The sequence below is a fragment of the Microcoleus asticus IPMA8 genome, assembly GCF_013179805.1.
GTDB classification, from domain to species: Bacteria; Cyanobacteriota; Cyanobacteriia; order Cyanobacteriales; family Microcoleaceae; genus Microcoleus; species Microcoleus asticus.
This window is the reverse complement of sequence record NZ_SRRZ01000032.1, coordinates 12,340-31,319: the sequence shown is the minus strand read 5'-3', so window position 1 is coordinate 31,319 and position 18,980 is coordinate 12,340. Positions and strand designations below refer to the sequence as shown.

Sequence of the window (18,980 nt, the reverse complement as noted above, 5' to 3'; positions counted from 1 at the left end):
CCAGGAGGAAGCCCGATCGCCCCAAAGCAGCCTAAATTAAAAACTAGGAATGGAGGATTAGATCGCATCTAAACATGAAACTGCTCAACCGCCGCACTCGACCGCTTCTCTACGCCGGTATCCTGGCTCTGACCTACTTTGTTACCGGAAAACTCGCAGCGTCGATGCTGGGGCTGGTAAAAGCCGAAGCCTCCCCCGTGTGGCCGCCTGCCGGTATTGCTCTAGCGGCGCTGCTACTGCAAGGGCGGCGGATGTGGCCGGGAATTGCCCTCGGTTCGGTGCTGTTAAACTCTACCGCCGGTATACCGTCCGCCGTCATTGTCACATCGGCATTTAGTGTCACCTTGCAAGCGCTGGCTGGGGAGGCATTGCTGAGGGAGAGCGGATTTTCTACCAAACTCGATCGATTGCGAGATGTTCTGGGTTTGGTGGCCGGCGCTGTCATCGGGTCTACTTTCCTCGGCTCTACCCTCGGCAACTTGGGAACGTGCATTTTTGGTTGGGATCGGTGGAGCAATTTCTCTCAGAACTGGTGGACTACGTGGCTCGGAGACGGGATGGGAATTTTGATCGTGACGCCAGTGCTGCTGACTTTGAACCACGCCGTTAATAATTTTGAATCTCCACTAAAAAACCCCATTATTTCAACTTTTATCGCATTTTTTAACAGACAGAATAATCAACTACCAATTAGTAATCGCATACACACATTTTCTGCAACTGAGAACCGTTATAATTTAATATTTTTAATTATTAATTATTCAGAAATAGTGCTGTGGCTGACTCTATTGCTGAGCGTGAGCTGGCTGTTTTTTTGCTCAAAAACACAGGCGGCGATCGCTCAGTATCCGCTGGAGTATCTGCCTTTTCCTCTAATAGTTTGGGCAGCCCTGCGGTTTCAACCGGCGGGAGCTATTTTTGCTTATTCGATCGTCTCTTGCATCGCGATTTGGGGAGCAGTACAGGGAGGCGGCCCGTTTTTGGCCAAAAGCGATAATCTCAAACAGGCGGTTTTGTTTTTACAAGCTTTTACCGGTACGATCGCCCTTGTGGCTCTGATGTTGGCCGCCGCCGTAGCAGAACGCCAGCAAGCGCTGGTGGAGGTGCGCCGCACAGCCGCCATGCTGCGCGATCGCGAAGCTAGTTTAGCCAACGCTCAGCGCATCGCTCACTTGGGAAATTGGGATTTAAATTGCGCCGCCCTCACAGCAACTGACAACTGCGAAGAATCCGCAGAACATGATATATCCAATATCGAATTGCGGTGGTCAAACGAACTTTACCGCCTCTTGGGTTTTGCTCCTGGAACTGTCAAACCGACACCAGAAGTTTTTTTGCAGGCCGTACATCCAGAAGACCGAGAATTGGTGGCGCGATCGCAGCGCCAAGCTATGTTTGAACGCCAAGCCTATTGCATTAACTACCGAATTGTGCTGGCAGATGGCTCCGAACGCACTGTCTGCGAACAGTCGGCAATTGAGTCAGGAGCGATCGCTGCCACAGTCCAAGACGTTACCGAACGCCACCGCGGGGAAACCGCTTTGCGGGCGTCCTCCGATCGCGATCGCTTGCTCTCAGAAATCGCCCTGCGAATTCGCAACTCCCTTGACCTCGAAGAAATTCTCAACACTACTGTTGCCGAAGTCCGGCAATTTTTCAAGGCAGACCGCGCTTTCATCGGTATTATGGACGTGGAGGGGCTACATCTTCCTAGCCCGGTGTACGGTAAGGTTGTGGCCGAGTCTGTGGATGCCCAATGCCGTTCTCTTTTGGGGTGGGCACTTGCTGACGAGAATCACCTCGAAAACCAGAGAACTTTTTATGCTAACAACCGCGTCCGAGCTATCTCCGATACTGCTAGCGTTCAACTCAGCGTTCCAATTGCCCAATTGTACAGCGACTATCAAATTCGCGCGACGTTAAATGTGCCGATCTTCCTGGGGGATCAATTGTTCGGGATCTTGGCCGTCAACCAGTGCTCGGGGCCCCGCCAGTGGCAGGAATTTGAAATTGATTTGTTGGAAAAACTCGCTACCCAAGTGGCGATCGCTCTCCAGCAAGCCCAACTTTTGCAGCAGGTTAAAGATCTCAATGCCAACTTGGAATCTCAAGTGGAGGAACGCACCCGCCAACTACAGCAAAAAATGCACGAACTGCAAGAAAGCAACCGCCTGAAAGACCTATTTTTGCACGCAGTTTCTCACAATCTCCGCACTCCAGTTATGGGAATGTTAATACTGCTAAAAAATTTGCTCAACAAATCGCCCTCAGAATCTCTACAAGATGTTCCGGTTTCTCGATCGATTTTGGAGCGGATCGTTCAAGCCAGCGAACACCAGTTGACCATGGTTAATTCCCTGCTCGACGCTCACGCTAGCGAGGTCAAAGGTATTGTTCTCAATACTTTACCGCTACATTTGCCGTCTTTGGCTTCAGCCATTATTGCCGATTTAGAACCGATACTGGCCAAAAATCAAGCAACTTTGACGTTTGATATTCCGGCGGATTTGCCACAAGTCAATGCCGATCGCCAACACTTGCAGCGCGTGCTAGAAAATCTGTTGACTAATGCTATTAAACACAATCCTCCGGGAGTCAATATAACTTTTAAAGCGGAGGTAATTGCAGTTGAAACAGCGCTAAGTTATGAAGAAAATTCACAGGCTTTAACATCGCCCAATAATCCGCTTGCCCGCTGTATCGCTAACGGGATATCTGCTGCGGGCGATCGTCCTAGGATGTGCGAGACCACCCAGAAAAATCAGGAAACCCTGGCCAAATTCAACCTCGACGGCAGTTGCAAAATGCCCCGCTATCAGGGTCAAATTGGCAATATCGGCAGCAAATTGCCCGGAGTGACCGTAAAAATGGTTCGCTGTACTGTAACAGATAATGGAGTGGGAATCAGCGCCAAACAGCGGGAATCTCTGTTTGAACTTTACGTTCAAGACCCTAATAGCCGACAATTAACAGGGCTGGGTTTGGGATTGTACCTCTGCAAGCAAATTATCAAAGCTCACGGCGGCTCGATCGGCGTCGAAAGCACTCCCGGAGAAGGCTCGACTTTCTGGTTTTCGCTACCTGCTGTCAACTCGGACGATCCCTCTTTCCCAATCTAAAATCTAAAATTTAAAATCTAAAATGGTATGAGCTATTTGGGCAATGCAAAATCAGTTCAGGCGTCAACGGTTTACGAGGTGTGGCGCGATCGCTTCCTCCGAGAACGGCTGCGCCCTGCTGTCGGAATTGCCATCTTTTTTGCATTCACAATAACGGTCTATTTTCTGGGCGAAAGATTCTTAGCTCGCCAGGAGTTTAAAAGTGTTTATTTGTACACGAGCGCTGCTGTAGAATTGGGTTTGTTGACTTGTTTTGTATTGCAAAAAACCTCCTTCGGACAACGCTATCCCGGTTTGCTATTTTTGGGTTTTTCGTGGTCGCTGACGGTGGTTGTACAGCTTGGGCTAGCTGTCGCACAAGCCGGGGAATTACCAATTTTTACCTGGAGTTTAGCGTTTCTGATCCAAGCTACGCTGATGCCAGTCCGCTGGCGCCTCCACCTGATTTCTCAACTCGGTGTTTTGTGCTGCCACGTCGGGATAAATTTGGTTTTAAATCTAAGTTTTGCTAAGTATACTGCTTTTAGGCTGACTGGGTTTTACTTATATTTGTTTTGGTTTTGTTTGATTTGCGATTTGTCGGTTTATTGGTACGAATGTCTGCAACGGAAAGAGTTTAGTACCAGGCGCGAGTTGGAATCTGCTTACCAGCAGTTGGAGGCGGCGGAGGCGAAGTACCGCAGCATTTTTGAGAATGCGGGCGAGGGGATTTTTCAAAGCACTCCCGACGGCCGCTACATTACTGCAAATCCAGCTTTGGCGCGGATTTACGGCTGCGATTCCCCGGAAGAAGTGACGGCAAAGTTTACTGATATCGAGCGGCAGTTGTATGTCGATCCGGCTCGCAGAAAAGAGTTTTTGCGAGCGATCGAGGAAAGCGCCACAGTATCCGATTTTGAATCTAAAATTTACCGCTCAGACGGCAGTATTGTTTGGATTTCCGAGAAGGCGCGGGCGGTACGGGACAGCACGGGCTCCCTGCTTTATTATGAGGGTTTAATTGAGGATATCACGCAGCGCAAACAGGCACAAGAATCGCTGCGGCTGTTTATCCACGCTCTTTCTCACGACTTGCGAAACCCGGTGGCGGGAATGTTAATGGTGCTGAAAAATTGGCAGACGAAAACCGGGGATTCGATCGCAATTCCCCGTTCTGTTTTGGAGCGGATGATTCAAGGTAGCGAGCAGCAGTTGCGGTTGATAAATTCGCTTTTGGAAGTTCACGCCGGGGAATTGCGCGGTTTTGTTTTGCACTGCGATCGGGTTGATTTGAGAGCGGTAGTTGAAGCGGCTGCGGCAGATTTGGAGCCTTTAATGAATGAGGCTCAAGCTAGTTTTAAAAATTTGGTACCAGATAATTTTCCCGCCGTGAATGCTGACAATACTCAGTTAAGGCGCGTGTTTTCTAATTTAATTGCTAATGCTTTAAAACACAATCTGCCCGGACTGAATTTAACGGTTTCCGCTCAAGTAATTAAGGCGGAAAAATTAATTATAAATCAAATAAAAGCAAAACAAGACATCGACAAATTAGCGATTACCAATCCACAATCCTCAATCCCTAATTATCAATCCTCAATCGCTAATTCTCCAAGTAGCATGATTTACTGTACCGTTGAAGATGACGGGGTGGGAATATTGCCGGAACAGTGCGAACATCTTTTTGACCTCTACGTTAGGGGTTATCAATCCCGACACTCCCTTGGTTTGGGTTTGGGTCTATATCTTTGCCGACAAATTATTGGCGCTCACGGCGGGGAAATTGGGGTAATTAGCAGTCCCGGTGCAGGGGCAACTTTTTGGTTTACTTTGCCGCTGGCTGAGAATTCCCGGTAATTTTTTTGTATGTTTAATTACATTTAATCTAACAACAGCGCCCGACATTTAGAATTTTCTTAATTGCTGAAACCGTTGCGAAATATTGCTTTTGCTTTCTGCCTCCTGCCTTCTGCTCTACTTTGGTTGTACGGTCGAAGGCGGCTTTTTGAGCGGCCGGGGCCAAATTAGTCTATCGAACTATTGATATTCATTTAAAACCGTGCTATGGTGAGCGAAATGTTTTTAATAAAAAAAAACATTTTCACATTTTATTTAGCAATAGCATTTAATCTATAAAATCTCTAAACTAGATGAAAGACCTGCAATTTATGGTCCACAAAAGCTCAGAAAATACAGCTAAAGACGATGCAGCTAAGTACGACTCAGCTAAATATAACGAGCGGTCGTTCTCAACTTTAATGCGGGCGCTCCGTCTTTCCCAAGGTTACTTTTCTTTCGTTTTAGTCCACTGCAACTCGCTGGCTTTGCGGCAGCAAATAGTCGATCGGCTGCAAGCAACTTGTGCCGTCAAACCGCGGCAACTGTTGTTGCCAGAATCGGCAACAACTCTCTACAGGACAATCGCTGCAGAACTAGATGGGGAACAGCCTACAGCTTTAATGATCCTCGGTTTGGAATCAGTGCAGGCGATCGATCGATTGCTCGTTTCTACCAACCTACTATGCAGCGAATTCAGCAAAACATTTTCCTTTCCCGTCGTCTTTTGGGTGACGGATGAACTTCTGAGAAAAATTGTTCGCACCGCCCCGGATTTATACAATCGGATGACGACAATTAGATTCATTAGTCAGTAGTAATCAGCCCATCGATTTTAGATTTTAGATTTTAGATTTTTAACAGTCAACAGTCAACAGTCAACAGTCATCAGTCAAGTGTTAAATTCCGCTTCCCAAATCAGGACTAATTCCCGCGCCGCCGCAGTTCCCTCAGCAGGAAAACTTGCCAAAAAGTCTTTATCCGCCCCCACGTCGTAAGGCCCTTCCTTAAACTCTAAAATCACAGTATCCTTTGTCAAAGCTACTAACGTGTGAATAGTGCCCTCTGGCAGTTCGACAGCGCGAGTCGGGCCGGCCGCGCTGACTCGCAAGGAGCGCAGGATTTGACCGTTTTCGTTCAAAATAACAATACCGACTTCTCCTTGAATCACCACAAAAAACTCAAAACCGTTAATTGCAGGCGGGCGCAGGTGTTGATGAGGGCGGACGTAAGTGCCTGGTTGCAGCACGTTGACAAACCGCTGCACTTTTTCAGACAAATCGTGGAAATTGTAGTTTTGTCGCTGGCGGGGACTGCGGCGGGAGGAAGCGGCAACTTCGTCTAGCAATTCTTGCGTCAGCAATTTGATCGGGGGGGACTGCACAACAGATATCCTGTATTTAATAGTTCTTGAACAAATGGGCTAGTCTGGGATCATCGTTATCAGCATCTCTTGACACATGGAAATCGCAACTCAGGTGCGTATCACTAAGGCAATGCGTTTGTCAAGTATCTTTAGAAAAAGTATTAGCCCGATCGCCCTTTTGACTATTCTAGTCTGCGCCAGTAGCGTTTCTGCGTCTGAACCTAGGGTGGCACTGTTGGTTCAGCAGCAATTCTCACAGCAGCAACTGAAAGACGAAATTCGCGATCGGGTTCAAGAAGAAGTTGACATTGCTTTTGGGCGCACGGCGGTACTGCTGAACGGGCTGATAATTGCCCTAACTTTGTTTCCGACAGCAGCCGGAGTCGGGGTTTGGTTTCTGTTGAGCAAATTGTCCAAGCAGACAACAGTTGCTCGCCAAGAAATTGAAAGTCTCCATTACGATACAATCTCTCAATTAAAACTATTAATTTCGGACGCTGAAAGTATCTTAGGTGAAATTCAACACCAAAGTCACGCGGCGGATGCAGAAACAGACTTGTTATTGCCTGATGCCCAAATTCAAGAATTTGCTCCGGTTAACTACGGCAATTACCAACAGCTAGTGACGGCAGCCGACTATGCTAAACAGGGAGATGCTTGTTTCTTTGAAAACCGTTATGAAGATGCGATCGCTGCTTACAATCTTGCCCTGCAAATTCAGCCGGATTTAGCCGATACTTGGAACAACCGGGGAGTAGTGCTGACGAGAATGCAGCGGTATACAGAGGCGATCGCCTCTTACGAACAAGCTACTACAATTCGTCCGAATTATCCCGATGCTTGGAACAATCGAGGCGTGGTATTGTTGGAGCTGCAAAAGTACCAAGAGGCGATCGGCTGTTACGAACAGGCAATTCAAGCCAAACCCGATTATGCCGATGCTTGGAACAACCGAGGCGTTGCTTTTTCCAAAATGCAGGAGTACGAACAAGCAGTAATTTCTTACAATCAAGCCCTACAAATTAAAAATGATTATACTGACGCTTGGAACAATCGAGGTGTTGCACTCTCCAAATTGCAAAAATACGAAGCTGCGATTGATTCCTACGACAATGCTGCTAAAATCCGACCTGACTTTTACAGAATTTGGTACAATAAAGCCCGATGTTATGCACTACAAGGTAAAATTGAATTAGCAATTGAAAATTTAAAGCGTGCCCTCAATCTCAATCCGAATGTGTGTAAAGAGCTGGCAAAAAGTGAAGCTGATTTAGAAAAAATTCGCGAATACGATGCGTTCAAGCAGTTGATTAATTGATCTGAAATATGTAGGTGCGCAGTGCGCACCTTACCCATCGGGCATCACGCACAACCTCATGAATGCCGCTTAATTTAAACTACAAATACTTCTGCAACAACAAACCCATTTTCTCCTTAGTTGCCGCAGGCACTTGCTCCAGCCGAGTCAGAATTGCATATTTTAAAGCTGAATGTGCATCAGATACTGGGGGATTTTCTGTTAGTCTACGGACTGTTTCTTGAATGACTTTTTGAGCATTCTCTGCATTGCGGTGCAAATTTGCTATTACCATTTCTACTGTTACGCTGTCGTGATCCTCGTGCCAGCAGTCATAATCGGTAACTAATGCTAAAGTTGCGTAGGCAATTTCTGCTTCTCTGGCTAATTTTGCTTCCGGCAAATTTGTCATTCCGATGACTGTCGCCCCCCAACTGCGGTACAGGTGGGATTCTGCTTTTGTGGAAAATGCGGGGCCTTCCATGCAGACGTAAGTGCCGCCCCGGTGCAAGGAAACCTCGGGGAGGTTCAAGGATTCGATCGCACTTGCTAACACTTTAGCCAATTCGCCGCAAACCGGATCGCCGAATGTGATGTGAGCAACAATTCCTTCTCCAAAAAAGGTAGAAACTCGATTTTTTGTGCGATCGATAAACTGATCCGGTACTACCATATCTAAAGGTTTCGCCTCAGCTTTCAGGGAACCAACCGCCGACGCTGAGATTAAATACTCCACTCCCAAACTCTTCATGGCATAAACATTTGCCCGGTAAGGCACTTCTGAGGGCAAAAAAGTGTGGTTGCGGCCGTGTCTAGCCAGAAATGCTACCGGCGTACCGTCCAAAGTTCCCACAATTGCGGCATCCGATGGCGCTCCAAAAGGTGTATCAATTTTTACCTCTTCAATATCCTTGAGGGCCTCCATTTTATACAAACCGCTGCCGCCGATAATTCCGATTTTTGCTTGTGCCATTTTTACCCTCTGCCTGAGTTTTACAAGAGTGATTTTATCGGGCCACCGTTAAGTTGGCGTAAAAATAATTGAAGATTTCGTGACAAAAGTCACCCGACATACACTATATTGTCACATAAAGTATGTGATATTAATCACAGTATGACTTCACGAAATCTTTAAAAATAAAGCTACACAGTTCTGTTATCTACTTTTAGCGTGTTAAGACCATGACAGTCAGCTCTGCTAATCTCCCCAAAATCTCGATCGAAGCGATCGTCCAGCGCATCTTTGCTTTTCGCCAAATTACCCCCCTTGACAGACGACTGCTGAAGTCAGCAGTCCTCGACGGGATCGACCAAAACGATCATGTTCACATCAACCGAGTGTGTCAGGGTATCCAAAACGGATTGATTTTAGTTGTAGAATAAATTTGCAGCACGATCTCTTGCTAGCTCCAGAAACTGTTTTAAAAGTTGTGTTTGAGTCTGTATCTCCTGGAACTGAGTTCGGGCTGTATCTTACTATTTTTCGGCGCGCGATTGAGCAACATCAAAAATAATATTATTTACATCTTATCGATCAAAATTCAACAGCCAAAAGCCTGTATAAGTCATGCCACTATCATCGGGCTGTACTAACAAAAAATGTAATCCTTTACTTAATTGCTTGCGCTGTTGGTAAATTTTGGCCGCTGCTTTCACCTCGCTATCTTCAAAAGTAGCCACAATCCACCTATCTACTAACCCAGCTTCCAATATCAATCCGTCGGGTTCTCCAGCGATATAATTCAAAGCAAAAGGTTTGGCATCCTGAAGCCATCTAGCCAACCGCATAGACTGGCGTCCGCCGTCAATCACAACTCCCGGTACGGGTACTGTGGAAGCCAAGCCCAAATTCAGCGGTAACAGCAATTCTGGCATTTCCAAAATTGGCAGGGGACGCCCTTGGAAAGCATCTTCAATGTCGCCGGCGGGTAGGGAAGCAAAACGCCAGCCATCCCCCCAGAGGTTTTCCGGTAAGGGTACGGGCGGCGGCGAGTCGAGGGCGATCGCACTGTAAGTTTCACCTGTATAATTAGGCATACTCGAATATTCTTTTGCGCGTTGTTGCAGCAGCAATTTCAGAGTCGCAGTGCGCCGAGTCGCTTCTACCTTGACACCCAAAACTTTGCCCGCAGCTTCGATTAAGCTGAGAGACTGAGGTCTAAATACTTGAATCAAGTCGGGCAAATTTTGGGTTTGAGCTTGCTGCTGCAACTGCGAGGCTAGCCAATTAGAATTTGCGGCCCCCTGGCGGCAAATAGCGCTAAATTGAAAACTGCCTTCCGAGTCGCAAATTAAGAGTTCCCACAGTGGTTTACCAGTTTCGTCTTGGACAGGGCGGCGGTAGAAATCGGCTTGCCAAATACGCATAAATAATTAAAAATTAAAATCTACAACTCGATCATTTTAATATAGTCTGGGGGCACTGCGATACATTACCGATCTCCCGATAAAAAACTGCGAGCAATATATTTTACGTTCATAGTTGAGTTTTATTTCTACTAACACCAGTTAAAGAGAATGCAACTGTAGATACGCGCTCCCAACCGTGATAGTCATCTGTCATACCCAATTTTCTAATCTAAAATCTAAAATTTAAAATGGTATCAAGGCTCCGTTAGCCATCCTCCCTTAGTAATTAGCCATTCCCAAAATCATTTAAGATGGCGAACCAAATACATATCCAAGTTGCCCTTATTTTTAGCATAAATTTTTCCTCGGTATTCGCATTCAAAAAAATCTTTAACTAATTCAAACGTGTCTTGAGAGATATTGATATTTCCAGCTACGCCGGAAGATTCCATCCGAGATGCAGTATTAACTGTATCTCCCCAGACATCATAGGCAAACTTTTTATTGCCAATTACCCCAGCAAGTATTGGACCTGAATGAATGCCAATGCGGATATCCCAATAAGTAATATTTTGTTGAACTTTCTGCATTTTTCGCAAATCCATGAACTGTCGAATTTCTATGGCCGCAAGTACAGCGTCAAAGGCGTGTGTGGGGCGAGGCGTAGGAATTCCCGCCGCACACATATAGCTGTCGCCAATAGTCTTCAGTTTTTCCATAGAGTATTTATCCATCACGCGATCGAAATAAGAAAAACAGTAGTCTAGTTCGTCAACTAACTCTCGCGGCGTCATGTGTTCAGATAAGTGAGTAAAGTCTTGAAAGTCAGTAAATAAAACAGATACGCAATCATAATAAAGTGGTTCCACTTTGCCATTATTTTTGAGTTCCTCGGCAATTTCAACCGGCAGCACGTTCAACAGTAGCTGATCAGATTTGTGCTTTTCAGTATCGAGATCGGCATACAGGCTATTTATCTCTTTAAAGCGCTCAGCATTGCGGATGGCTGAGGAGAGTTGCAAAGCCAAAAGATAGCCAATCCGCAAGTCTTCTAGAGTGTAAGCTCGCGGCTTGGTAGTGGCAAAATTAATTGTCCCTAAAACCTTACCTTCGCTTTCCAAGGGAAGTATAATTTGCGAAGCGTAGGGGGACAAAATAGCAGTAGCACCCGCTTCTTGAATTAATTGAGGTTGACGTGTTTTGAAAGCCTTGTTAATAGGGCTGCCCTCTGGGAGGGCTGCAATATCTACAGGGATATGCGGGCCAAATAAGGTCGTGCAAGCGTTAGTGCTGTGCAGGCAAACGCTACAGTGTTCAAAGTCGAGCAGCCATTTGGCTTGCTTGCCTACTACCCGCAAAATCTGGTTGAGATCTAGGGTGCGGTTAATGGCTGTGGCAACTTCGTTGACGGCGGAAATGCGGATGGAAAGCGCTTGAGCTTCTGCTAATAAACGGCGGGCTGTCAACAGAAGTTCTTCTCGATCTAGATCTTCTAGCCGCTCGCCCATAATAGGGGTATAAAATATAGATTACAAAGCATCTATTTCGAGGGCAATGGAATCGGTATATCGGTTGACAAAGCTAAACAGGTCGGCTGTTGCAATAATCTCAAATATTTCAGAATCATCTAGCCCTAAATCCCGCAGGTTTTGGTAATCAGTTTCTGTCACTTCCAAGGGTTTTGTAGCAGCCAGCAAGCCAAAGGTAATTACGGCTTTATCGCGTTTTGGCAAAGGGCAGTTGGCAAAGTCAGAAACTAGGGTTCGCAGGATTTCTTCGCTCATCCCCAACGCTGACAATCCGTGCAGGTGAACTTGGAGAGCGTACTCGCTATTATTTGATTGAGAAATAGCGACGCCGACCATTTCTTTAAGGGTGCGGGGTAAATCTCCTTGCAGGATGGTTCCCCGGAATTTTTTCCAATTTGCTTCTAATAAGTCAGGGTTGATTGCCATTGACTTAAACAGGTTGGGGACGATACCAAACCCCAAGTCTGTCAAGATTTCTTCGTACACTGCTTTGGCTTTAGGATCTGTAAGTTTCTCGTATTCTGTAAGTGGAAAGTGTGTCATTGTTTTGTGAAATTTTATGGCTGTTAATTTGCGTTGGAATTTACGTATTTGTTGTGTAACGCCATTAAAATGGCGAGGTGACGAGCTGTCTAGGCTTTAGTCGGATTGATAATGAAATGCACCGCTGTCTAAAAACCGCAAATCATGAACATGAGCTAGCAACAAATCTCAGTTTTGAGGCTGGATTGATCCTGCAATTATAGCAGTAACCGGAGCCAATAAAATTCTGTTGCGATCGGGTCTGGCTGCTAATCTTAGATTCCCCAACAGTTGCTGTCAAGTATTGGAAATTCATCTGGCGCGGCGCGAAATCCCACCAAAACTCTTGAATTCGATCATACTGCCTGTTCGCGAATTTTCAGGTAAAAAACACTGTTCGATCGATAGGAATCCACCAATGCTCCGAATCTTAGGCTCGGGGGCGCGCACAGGGGAAAAAACAAATGCTGTGCGATCGAGTTTATTGAATTAATCAGACGCTCGATCGACAACCCATGCCCCAGACAAGCTAGGCTAACGCCTGCGACTGGAGTTATCATGGGTAAACTGTAAACTTCTATATTTGTCGCTGCATTTGCTATGAACCCTGCCCTTACTCAATTTGGCGCTCAGATGTCCCACCTCACGGGAGTTCGGGCAATTATGAAAGATATTATTGAAACTCTCAGAGCCGGCAGCGGGCAGGAGTTTATCAATTTGAGCGCGGGAAATCCAGTGATTTTGCCGGAAGTCGAGCAGTTGTGGCGCGACTGCACTGCGGAACTTTTGGCGAGCCCGGAATACGGCGAGGTGGTTTGTCGGTACGGTTCCAGTCAAGGTTATCAGCCGTTTATCAATGCGGTATTGGCGGATTTTAACCAGCGTTACGGGCTGAATTTGACGGATCGGAATATCCTAATTACTCCCGGAAGTCAATCGATTTATTTCTACGCAGCCAACGCTTTCGGCGGCTACACTACCAGCAAACAGCTTAAAAAAATTGTTTTACCGCTGAGCCCAGACTACACGGGTTACGGCGGCGTTAGCTTGATTCCCGAAGCGGTAGTCGCCTGCAAACCCACCCTCGATATTGATGCAGCCGCCCACAGGTTCAAATACCGCCCGGATTTCAGCCAACTGTCGATCGACCAAACCACCGGTTGCGTCATTTTTTCCCGTCCCTGCAACCCCACCGGCAACGTTCTCACCGACGACGAAGTTAAGAAAATTGCCGATTTAGCGGCCGCTTTCGACGTGCCGGTGTTGGTTGATTCCGCCTACGGCCCTCCCTTCCCGTCTTTGAATTTTACCGAAATGACGCCGATTTTTGGCGGCAATATCGTGCACTGCATGAGTTTGTCGAAAGCCGGATTGCCGGGTGAAAGAATCGGAATTGCGATCGGCGATGAAAAAATTATTCAACTATTAGAATGTTTTCAGACCAATATGTGCATTCATTCGCCGAGATACGGACAGGCGATCGCAACTCGTGCCATTGCTTCCGGCGCTCTTGCCGATATTTCCATCAACGTAATTCGGCCGTACTATCAAAGCAAATTTGCGATCGTAGAAAGCACTCTAGAACAAGCAATGCCGAAGGATTTGCCGTGGTTTTTGCACCGGGGCGAAGGAGCTATTTTCGCGTGGTTGTGGCTGAAAGATTTGCCAATGACTGATTGGGAACTGTATCAAGAGTTGAAGAAAGTCGGCGTAATAGTTGTGCCTGGAAGTTCTTTCTTCCCCGGTTTGCGGGAAGATTGGCAGCACAAGCACGAGTGTTTGCGCATCAGTTTGACTGCGACAAATGATGAGATTGAAACTGCAATGAAACGCTTGGCTCAAATGGTGGAAAAGGTTTATCAGTCAGTTGACAGTTGACAGTTGACAGTTGACAGTTGGCAGTTGGCCGTTGACATTCCCAATACTTCGGCTACGCTGTTCCCGATCGACTCGTGCTAAGCGCAGCCAAAGTAATAAGCTGTTCTGCATTTAAATTGTCTGTCAAAAAACAATCAAACAATGAGTGGGTTGGGCGTCCCGCCCGCCTCTAACAGGCAATTTAAATGCGCGACAGCTTATCGATTTCGTACTGGGGTAGATTTGGATTATATGTTATAGAAAACATTCCCAATGCCCCATTCCCAATTAGCAAATTAAACCACCCGATAAACAAAACTCAGAGTTGCCCAAACACTCACATCCAAAGCCAAATCATCCGTCGATATCCCCACTTTCTGCACCCCCGGAATGCTAGCCGCGTGCAAATCTTCGAGCACCGCCCGCGCCACATTTAAAGGATTCAACAACACTCGAATTGACTGGGCATCCCTCGTTTGTGGCATTTCGGCTTCTATTGCAGCCAGAGTTTGAGCGAAGGGATTCTCACTAAATATAATCACGATTTCCGCAAGTCCGATCGGCCCAGATACCGCCCACCCGTTCGCCCCAGCCGCCGGCACAGTCAAATTCTCCCCAGGAGCGATCGCCCGCGACATTTCCCCCTCAGCGCCGAGCACGGACAGCCGTCCCGCGCTGTCCGTGCAAAACACCGCAAAGTAAACCGGGCGATCGCTGTCGTTATACAATTCGTACTGAAGGCTGCTGCCTTTTTCCACACTTAGTATATAATTGCTGACCGATTTCTCACTTTCCCCGCTCAGCGGTTCCAGCCGATAATCACCGCCGGCCCGCACCGGCTCTCGCTGCGCCACAGTCCGCGCTTGCGGTGCGAGAGTTGCCAGAACCGCCCGCACCTTCAGGCGCGAAGACCCCTCATTCACTGTCAGCCGCAGCAACTTCCCCGCCTGCAGTGCTTTTAACTGCGGAATCAAGCGCTGCACCGCCACCTTGACGGCTTCTCCCCCATCGCCCTGAGTATCGGGAATCAGAATTTGAGCCAAAGAAAACAAACCGTAACGGCTTTGAGACAAACCAGGCTCGTGAGCAGAGACTGTTTCGGCTAAACTCGTTTCCGGGACTCTGCCGAACCGACAGTCAGCCGGTTGCTCGCTGCCTACCGCCGCAAGTTGCGGCAAAGTCGAGAAAGCACTGGTGGCGTCCACCCGCTCGATGCGTTCCAAACCCGAGTCCAAAGCTACTGTCAAACCGATGTTTCGCGGCAATACCCGAATTTCTTCCCTCACCAGTTCGCCGGCTGTTAGTTGCCCGTCTATTCGATCGGGCTTGTCTAAAACTTGGGCTTTAGCAGAGAGGCCGGTGCGTCCCCGCAGCAAAAGCCTCGCGCCCGCTGAGGAATCCACAGCCAACACAGAACCCCCGGAGCACTCCAAAACCCCCGGCGACAAGCCGCCCAGCCACAAATGCACAGTTTTGCCGCCTTCTTCCACCGCCGTCACGGCGCCGTCAGATGCAGGGGAATTCAACATTAAACTTGAAAAATTCACCGCCAGCGGCGCTGTTAAATCGTGATGGCGAATTTGCGGTTCCTGCGATAACCCCGTCATTTGCTCGACTGTACCCGCAGCGCGACTGAAACTGACGCTGAAGCTGGTAGCCGGAGTTGCCCACCACAAAGTTTGGGTGAGGGCGTAGGTAAACAAACCTGCGGTAAATCCGTTCCACTCTTGTTCGGCGGCGAGTTGCGAATTCGCGCCCGCGGCAAGTACGGCGGCCGCCGGACGGAGATTTGGACTGGATTTGAGATCTTCGGCGAACGTTAATTCTGCGAGGCTTGGCTCGCCGGTGGTGGGGCGGGGACGGGAGCGAATGCGAAAGTTGCCGTTTTTGCGGGAACCCGGATAGGTGTAGCTGGTGTCGAGGATGGCGATCGCATTTTCTGTCGCGAGCGATCGCACCAACAGCAGCAGCGTTTCCTCTAACATATCGTTCACCGCCCGGTTTGCTAACAGCGGCAAAACATCATCCGCCGGCACCAAACTGTTTTGCATTATTCCGGGAGACTCAGCCAAACTGACTCGGCTACCGCAGCCGCTAAAGTGAAAAACTACCACGTCACCGGGTTTTGCTTGTCCGCTCAAGTGAGTCACAAAAGCCGTCTCGATATTGTCCCTCGTAGCTTGAGCGTCTGTCAAAGTCAGAATGTCCGACGGCGCAAACCCAAACCGATATATCAGCAATTCCCGCTGCAATTCCACATCCGTGACGCAGCCGTGCAGGGGCGAGTCTGGATATTTGTCAACGCCAACCAACAAAGCCAATTTCCTCGCTGTCGGCTGGGCTAAGGCTTGGAGGTAGCGATCGCCCAACCGCAGCCACAAGGTCTCGCTAATTCCGATGGCGGCTAGCACTCGGCCAGCTTGCTGCAAAAATTCCCGCCGCTTCAGTCCCATTTTTAAATAGCTTTTAATTTTAAGTTTTGAATTTTAAGTTAAATTCCCCTCAATAATTTTAGGGAAATTAATTAGATTGTAAATGTTTAGTATTAAGAGAGTTTTTAAGTTTTAACTTTTGAGCTTTAAGTTTAAAATTTCCACTTTAAAACTCAAAACTCAAAATTAAAAACTATTCAAAATACCGCCAACACCAAGGTTCAACGTTTAAATCTCGTAACTGAAAATATTCATTGCCTTGGCTAATTCTGCGGCGACTTCCGGTCTGGAAAACTGCGGCGGCGGCAATTTTCCAGCGCGCAGCATTTCCCGCACTTTGGTTCCCGACAAATGCACCCGCTGTTCGGGAGTGCTGGGACTTGTTTTAGTTGTAGCCATTTGTTCCGTCAGCGTGCAATAGAAAGCGTGCTCGAATTTCATCGGCACAATTCCCAATTCTCCCGGCTCAAATTCGTCAAAAATGTATTGGGCATCGTAAGTGCCGTAATAATCGCCAACTCCAGCGTGATCGCGCCCCACGATAAAGTGAGTGCAGCCGTAGTTTTTGCGGATTAAAGCATGAAAAATTGCTTCTCGCGGCCCGGCGTAGCGCATCGCCGCCGGATTAATTGCCAAAATTACGCGATCTTTTGGATAGTATTTTTCTAGCAGAATTTCGTAGCAGCGCATCCGCACGTCAGCGGGGATGTCGTCATCCTTAGTCGTCCCGACTAACGGATGCAGAAACAAGCCGTCTACTGTTTCTAAGGCGCATTTTTGGATGTATTCGTGTGCCCGGTGGATGGGGTTTCGGGTTTGGAAACCGACTATGGTTTTCCATCCTTTTTCTTTGAACAGCATTCTCGATTTCGCCGGGTCAATTTGGTATTGGGGAAACCGGACATCTAGTTCGCGTTCCAGCAGCCAAACGTCGCCTGCTAGGTTAACTGGCCCGGATTGGTCTACTACCTGGACGCCCGGGTGTTTGAGGTCGTCGGTGCGGTAGACGTTGAGGGCTTCTTCTTCTTTACTGTAGTGATATTTTTCTGCGAGTTCCAAGATGCCGACAAATTCGCCCGCCGGCGAGTCGAGGCGCACTAAAGTTCCTGCTTTCAGGGTGTCGGCGACTGCTTGTGTTACCGAGAGGGTGATGGGAACCGACCAAGGGAGGCCGTTGGAGAGGCGCATTTGTTTGACGACCGATCGATAATCAGCTTCGTTCATGAACCCTTTGAGGGGACTCAGGGCGCCGATGGCGATCATTTGCAGGTCGGAGATCGATCGATCCGAAAGCTGAACTCGCGGCAATACTTCTGCTTTGTCGAAAAATTCTTGTCTTTGGTCTAGTGTGGCAATGCGGTTGACCAGGATGCCGCCGTGAGGGGCAATGCGGTCTGAATGCTGGCTCATGTCGATTTGAAGTTGTGGGTTTTAGCTGCCAGAGTACATAGTACCAAGTGCGGGCTGTAAATCTACATTTTTTAATTGTTCTGGACTTGTGCAGAACGCTGCTTTTGTGGTGCTGTAATTCTTTAACAGTCAACTAGCGCACTCAACACTCTAAACTTTCCGGTCAAGTTTGCACTTGAAATTCTTCTGGATCTATTCCCCAATTTACCCAGCTAATCGCTTCTTTAGCCGATCGCACTTCCGGGGGTACTCGCAAAACGTGAAGGTGTCCCGTACTCGGACAAGTCATCTTTAACAAATAAATTGGCTCTAAGTCAATATTATTCTCAATTTTCAACAAAATATATTCTTGCCAAGTATCCAATTCTGTTGCTTGCAATTCTTGACAAATTCTCGGATAGCCGATCGCCTGAATCAAAACTCGCCGCACTTCGGCATTATCTTCTGTTAACAGCCATGAAGCTTGCCAAGACTGAGGCGGAACTTGACCGATTGTTTCCGGCAGTCGCACGCCGCGATAACAGTATACGCTGAACTTGTCAGCAAATTCAACCGCTGGTTGACCTTCTGCGTGGAGCACATATTCGCTGTCAAAATGAAGTTGTCGCGGGCGATCGCACACAAAGCACATTTTCTCAAACGGGTAAATCCAGCCGCACTTTTCCACTAAGGATTGAAAAGCTGAATATAAAGAGCGATCGTACTCCAAATTTAACACGCCAATACAAAAATCCACCCAACTTCCGTGACAGGCTGAGAGTTCGGAAACTATGGTGTTATTATGATAAGTCTGATCGATAAAAAATCTCTGAAATCTCTCGCCCAACTTCCTTGCTAATTTGACGTAAACTTCGTCTTTAACATGAGCGTGCAGTTGATTCATCAGTTGAGCGTACAGCGGGTTATACAGTTTGCTGTAAATTTTATTTTCCAGTTCCCTGCTGAGTTGACTTCTTAATATATCGTACAATTCATTATGAATTTTGTTTCTGATTTCGCTGGCCATTCCTAGACCAGAATCGTGTATCCTTAGCGGTTCAAGAGCTTGCAAAGCTGTGTAAGGGCTGTCACAGAAAATATTTTCCGGTTCAGAAAAGCCGATGATGTTGTAGGCGGAGTTGATGGCGGCTGTAGCTTGCGCGCGATCGACTGGTTTTATCGAAAGTCCAATTTGTCGCCACTTCTCGCGATAAATCGGAATTAGCGCTGTTTGTTCGGGAGTAATTGCCATCATTGGTACAGCTATATTATTTCATTGGCGGTCAATTTTTTTCGCTCTCGCAT

General features: G+C 47.5%; 15 protein-coding genes. 6 read left to right on the top strand and 9 right to left on the bottom strand.

The features are described from left to right. Positions 1–74 precede the first annotated feature (74 nt). The 3 genes from E5S67_RS34000 to E5S67_RS11025 all read left to right on the top strand — a co-directional run bounded on the left by E5S67_RS34000 (position 75) and on the right by E5S67_RS11025 (position 5,752). Positions 75–3,119: a sensor histidine kinase gene (locus tag E5S67_RS34000; RefSeq protein ID WP_172187083.1), complete on the top strand. Its 3,045-nt coding sequence runs from the start codon at positions 75–77 to the stop codon at positions 3,117–3,119. A gap of 27 nt (positions 3,120–3,146) precedes the next feature. After that, positions 3,147–4,955, top strand: a complete 1,809-nt coding sequence (locus E5S67_RS11030; protein WP_172187082.1) for a PAS domain-containing sensor histidine kinase — start codon at positions 3,147–3,149, stop codon at positions 4,953–4,955. Between the two features lie 293 nt (positions 4,956–5,248). Next, positions 5,249–5,752 (top strand): hypothetical protein, encoded by a 504-nt coding sequence (locus E5S67_RS11025; RefSeq protein ID WP_246276726.1) that lies wholly within the window; start codon positions 5,249–5,251, stop codon positions 5,750–5,752. A 74-nt stretch (positions 5,753–5,826) separates the two neighbouring features. On the opposite strand, the gene E5S67_RS11020 is transcribed toward E5S67_RS11025, so the two are convergent. Further along, positions 5,827–6,318, bottom strand: coding sequence for a WbuC family cupin fold metalloprotein (locus E5S67_RS11020; RefSeq protein WP_172187081.1), 492 nt, complete (start codon positions 6,316–6,318; stop codon positions 5,827–5,829). Between the two features lie 76 nt (positions 6,319–6,394). Here E5S67_RS11020 and E5S67_RS11015 point away from each other — a divergent pair, with 76 nt between their 5' ends. Then, the gene (locus E5S67_RS11015; protein WP_172187080.1) at positions 6,395–7,618 is read left to right on the top strand and encodes a tetratricopeptide repeat protein; all 1,224 of its coding nucleotides are present in this window, start codon (positions 6,395–6,397) and stop codon (positions 7,616–7,618) included. Positions 7,619–7,697: 79 nt separating this feature from the next. Here the strand turns inward: E5S67_RS11015 and E5S67_RS11010 are convergent, their stop codons facing one another. Then, positions 7,698–8,570, bottom strand: coding sequence for an S-methyl-5'-thioadenosine phosphorylase (locus E5S67_RS11010; RefSeq protein ID WP_172187079.1), 873 nt, complete (start codon positions 8,568–8,570; stop codon positions 7,698–7,700). Positions 8,571–8,779: 209 nt separating this feature from the next. Between E5S67_RS11010 and E5S67_RS11005 the strand changes: the two genes are divergently transcribed. Further along, on the top strand, positions 8,780–8,980 hold the full coding sequence (locus E5S67_RS11005) for a hypothetical protein (RefSeq protein ID WP_172187078.1): 201 nt from the start codon (positions 8,780–8,782) through the stop codon (positions 8,978–8,980). 144 nt (positions 8,981–9,124) lie between these two features. Here the strand turns inward: E5S67_RS11005 and E5S67_RS11000 are convergent, their stop codons facing one another. The 3 genes from E5S67_RS11000 to E5S67_RS10990 form a co-directional block, all read right to left on the bottom strand. Beyond that, entirely contained in the window at positions 9,125–9,964 is an 840-nt protein-coding gene (locus E5S67_RS11000; RefSeq protein ID WP_172187077.1) for a Tab2/Atab2 family RNA-binding protein, read from the bottom strand. 284 nt (positions 9,965–10,248) lie between these two features. Beyond that, on the bottom strand, positions 10,249–11,454 hold the full coding sequence (locus E5S67_RS10995) for an adenylate/guanylate cyclase domain-containing protein (protein ID WP_172187076.1): 1,206 nt from the start codon (positions 11,452–11,454) through the stop codon (positions 10,249–10,251). A gap of 21 nt (positions 11,455–11,475) precedes the next feature. Beyond that, positions 11,476–12,018 carry a carboxymuconolactone decarboxylase family protein gene (locus E5S67_RS10990; protein WP_172187075.1) on the bottom strand — a complete coding sequence of 181 codons (543 nt, stop codon included), beginning with the start codon at positions 12,016–12,018 and terminating at the stop codon, positions 11,476–11,478. Between the two features lie 579 nt (positions 12,019–12,597). Here E5S67_RS10990 and E5S67_RS10985 point away from each other — a divergent pair. Then, positions 12,598–13,875, top strand: coding sequence for a valine--pyruvate transaminase (locus E5S67_RS10985; protein WP_172187074.1), 1,278 nt, complete (start codon positions 12,598–12,600; stop codon positions 13,873–13,875). Here the strand turns inward: E5S67_RS10985 and E5S67_RS33995 are convergent. The 4 genes from E5S67_RS33995 to E5S67_RS10970 form a co-directional block, all read right to left on the bottom strand. Continuing rightward, on the bottom strand, positions 13,861–13,986 hold the full coding sequence (locus E5S67_RS33995; protein WP_281363532.1) for a hypothetical protein: 126 nt from the start codon (positions 13,984–13,986) through the stop codon (positions 13,861–13,863). The two genes, E5S67_RS10985 and E5S67_RS33995, sit on opposite strands and share 15 nt — an antisense overlap. 164 nt (positions 13,987–14,150) lie before the next feature. Continuing rightward, the gene (locus tag E5S67_RS10980) at positions 14,151–16,307 is read right to left on the bottom strand and encodes a caspase family protein (protein WP_172187073.1); all 2,157 of its coding nucleotides are present in this window, start codon (positions 16,305–16,307) and stop codon (positions 14,151–14,153) included. Between the two features lie 207 nt (positions 16,308–16,514). Further along, positions 16,515–17,696: a sulfate adenylyltransferase gene (sat, locus tag E5S67_RS10975; RefSeq protein WP_172187072.1), complete on the bottom strand. Its 1,182-nt coding sequence runs from the start codon at positions 17,694–17,696 to the stop codon at positions 16,515–16,517. A 163-nt stretch (positions 17,697–17,859) separates the two neighbouring features. Beyond that, complete coding sequence (locus tag E5S67_RS10970; RefSeq protein WP_172187071.1) at positions 17,860–18,930, bottom strand: DUF6745 domain-containing protein; 1,071 nt, start codon at positions 18,928–18,930, stop codon at positions 17,860–17,862. Positions 18,931–18,980 lie beyond the last annotated feature (50 nt).

Excerpts from the sequence above, each read along its gene's own strand:
- E5S67_RS10980 (WP_172187073.1), bottom strand. The coding sequence starts at position 16,307 with ATGGGACTGAAGCGGCGGGAATTTTTGCAGCAAGCTGGCCGAGTGCTA.
- E5S67_RS10970 (WP_172187071.1), bottom strand. The coding sequence starts at position 18,930 with ATGATGGCAATTACTCCCGAACAAACAGCGCTAATTCCGATTTATCGC.
- E5S67_RS11000 (WP_172187077.1), bottom strand. The coding sequence starts at position 9,964 with ATGCGTATTTGGCAAGCCGATTTCTACCGCCGCCCTGTCCAAGACGAA.
- sat (WP_172187072.1), bottom strand. The coding sequence starts at position 17,696 with ATGAGCCAGCATTCAGACCGCATTGCCCCTCACGGCGGCATCCTGGTC.
- E5S67_RS33995 (WP_281363532.1), bottom strand. The coding sequence starts at position 13,986 with ATGCAGAACAGCTTATTACTTTGGCTGCGCTTAGCACGAGTCGATCGG.
- E5S67_RS34000 (WP_172187083.1), top strand. The coding sequence starts at position 75 with ATGAAACTGCTCAACCGCCGCACTCGACCGCTTCTCTACGCCGGTATC.
- E5S67_RS10985 (WP_172187074.1), top strand. The coding sequence starts at position 12,598 with ATGAACCCTGCCCTTACTCAATTTGGCGCTCAGATGTCCCACCTCACG.
- E5S67_RS10995 (WP_172187076.1), bottom strand. The coding sequence starts at position 11,454 with ATGGGCGAGCGGCTAGAAGATCTAGATCGAGAAGAACTTCTGTTGACA.
- E5S67_RS11015 (WP_172187080.1), top strand. The coding sequence starts at position 6,395 with ATGGAAATCGCAACTCAGGTGCGTATCACTAAGGCAATGCGTTTGTCA.
- E5S67_RS11030 (WP_172187082.1), top strand. The coding sequence starts at position 3,147 with ATGAGCTATTTGGGCAATGCAAAATCAGTTCAGGCGTCAACGGTTTAC.
- E5S67_RS11005 (WP_172187078.1), top strand. The coding sequence starts at position 8,780 with ATGACAGTCAGCTCTGCTAATCTCCCCAAAATCTCGATCGAAGCGATC.
- E5S67_RS11025 (WP_246276726.1), top strand. The coding sequence starts at position 5,249 with ATGAAAGACCTGCAATTTATGGTCCACAAAAGCTCAGAAAATACAGCT.
- E5S67_RS10990 (WP_172187075.1), bottom strand. The coding sequence starts at position 12,018 with ATGACACACTTTCCACTTACAGAATACGAGAAACTTACAGATCCTAAA.
- E5S67_RS11010 (WP_172187079.1), bottom strand. The coding sequence starts at position 8,570 with ATGGCACAAGCAAAAATCGGAATTATCGGCGGCAGCGGTTTGTATAAA.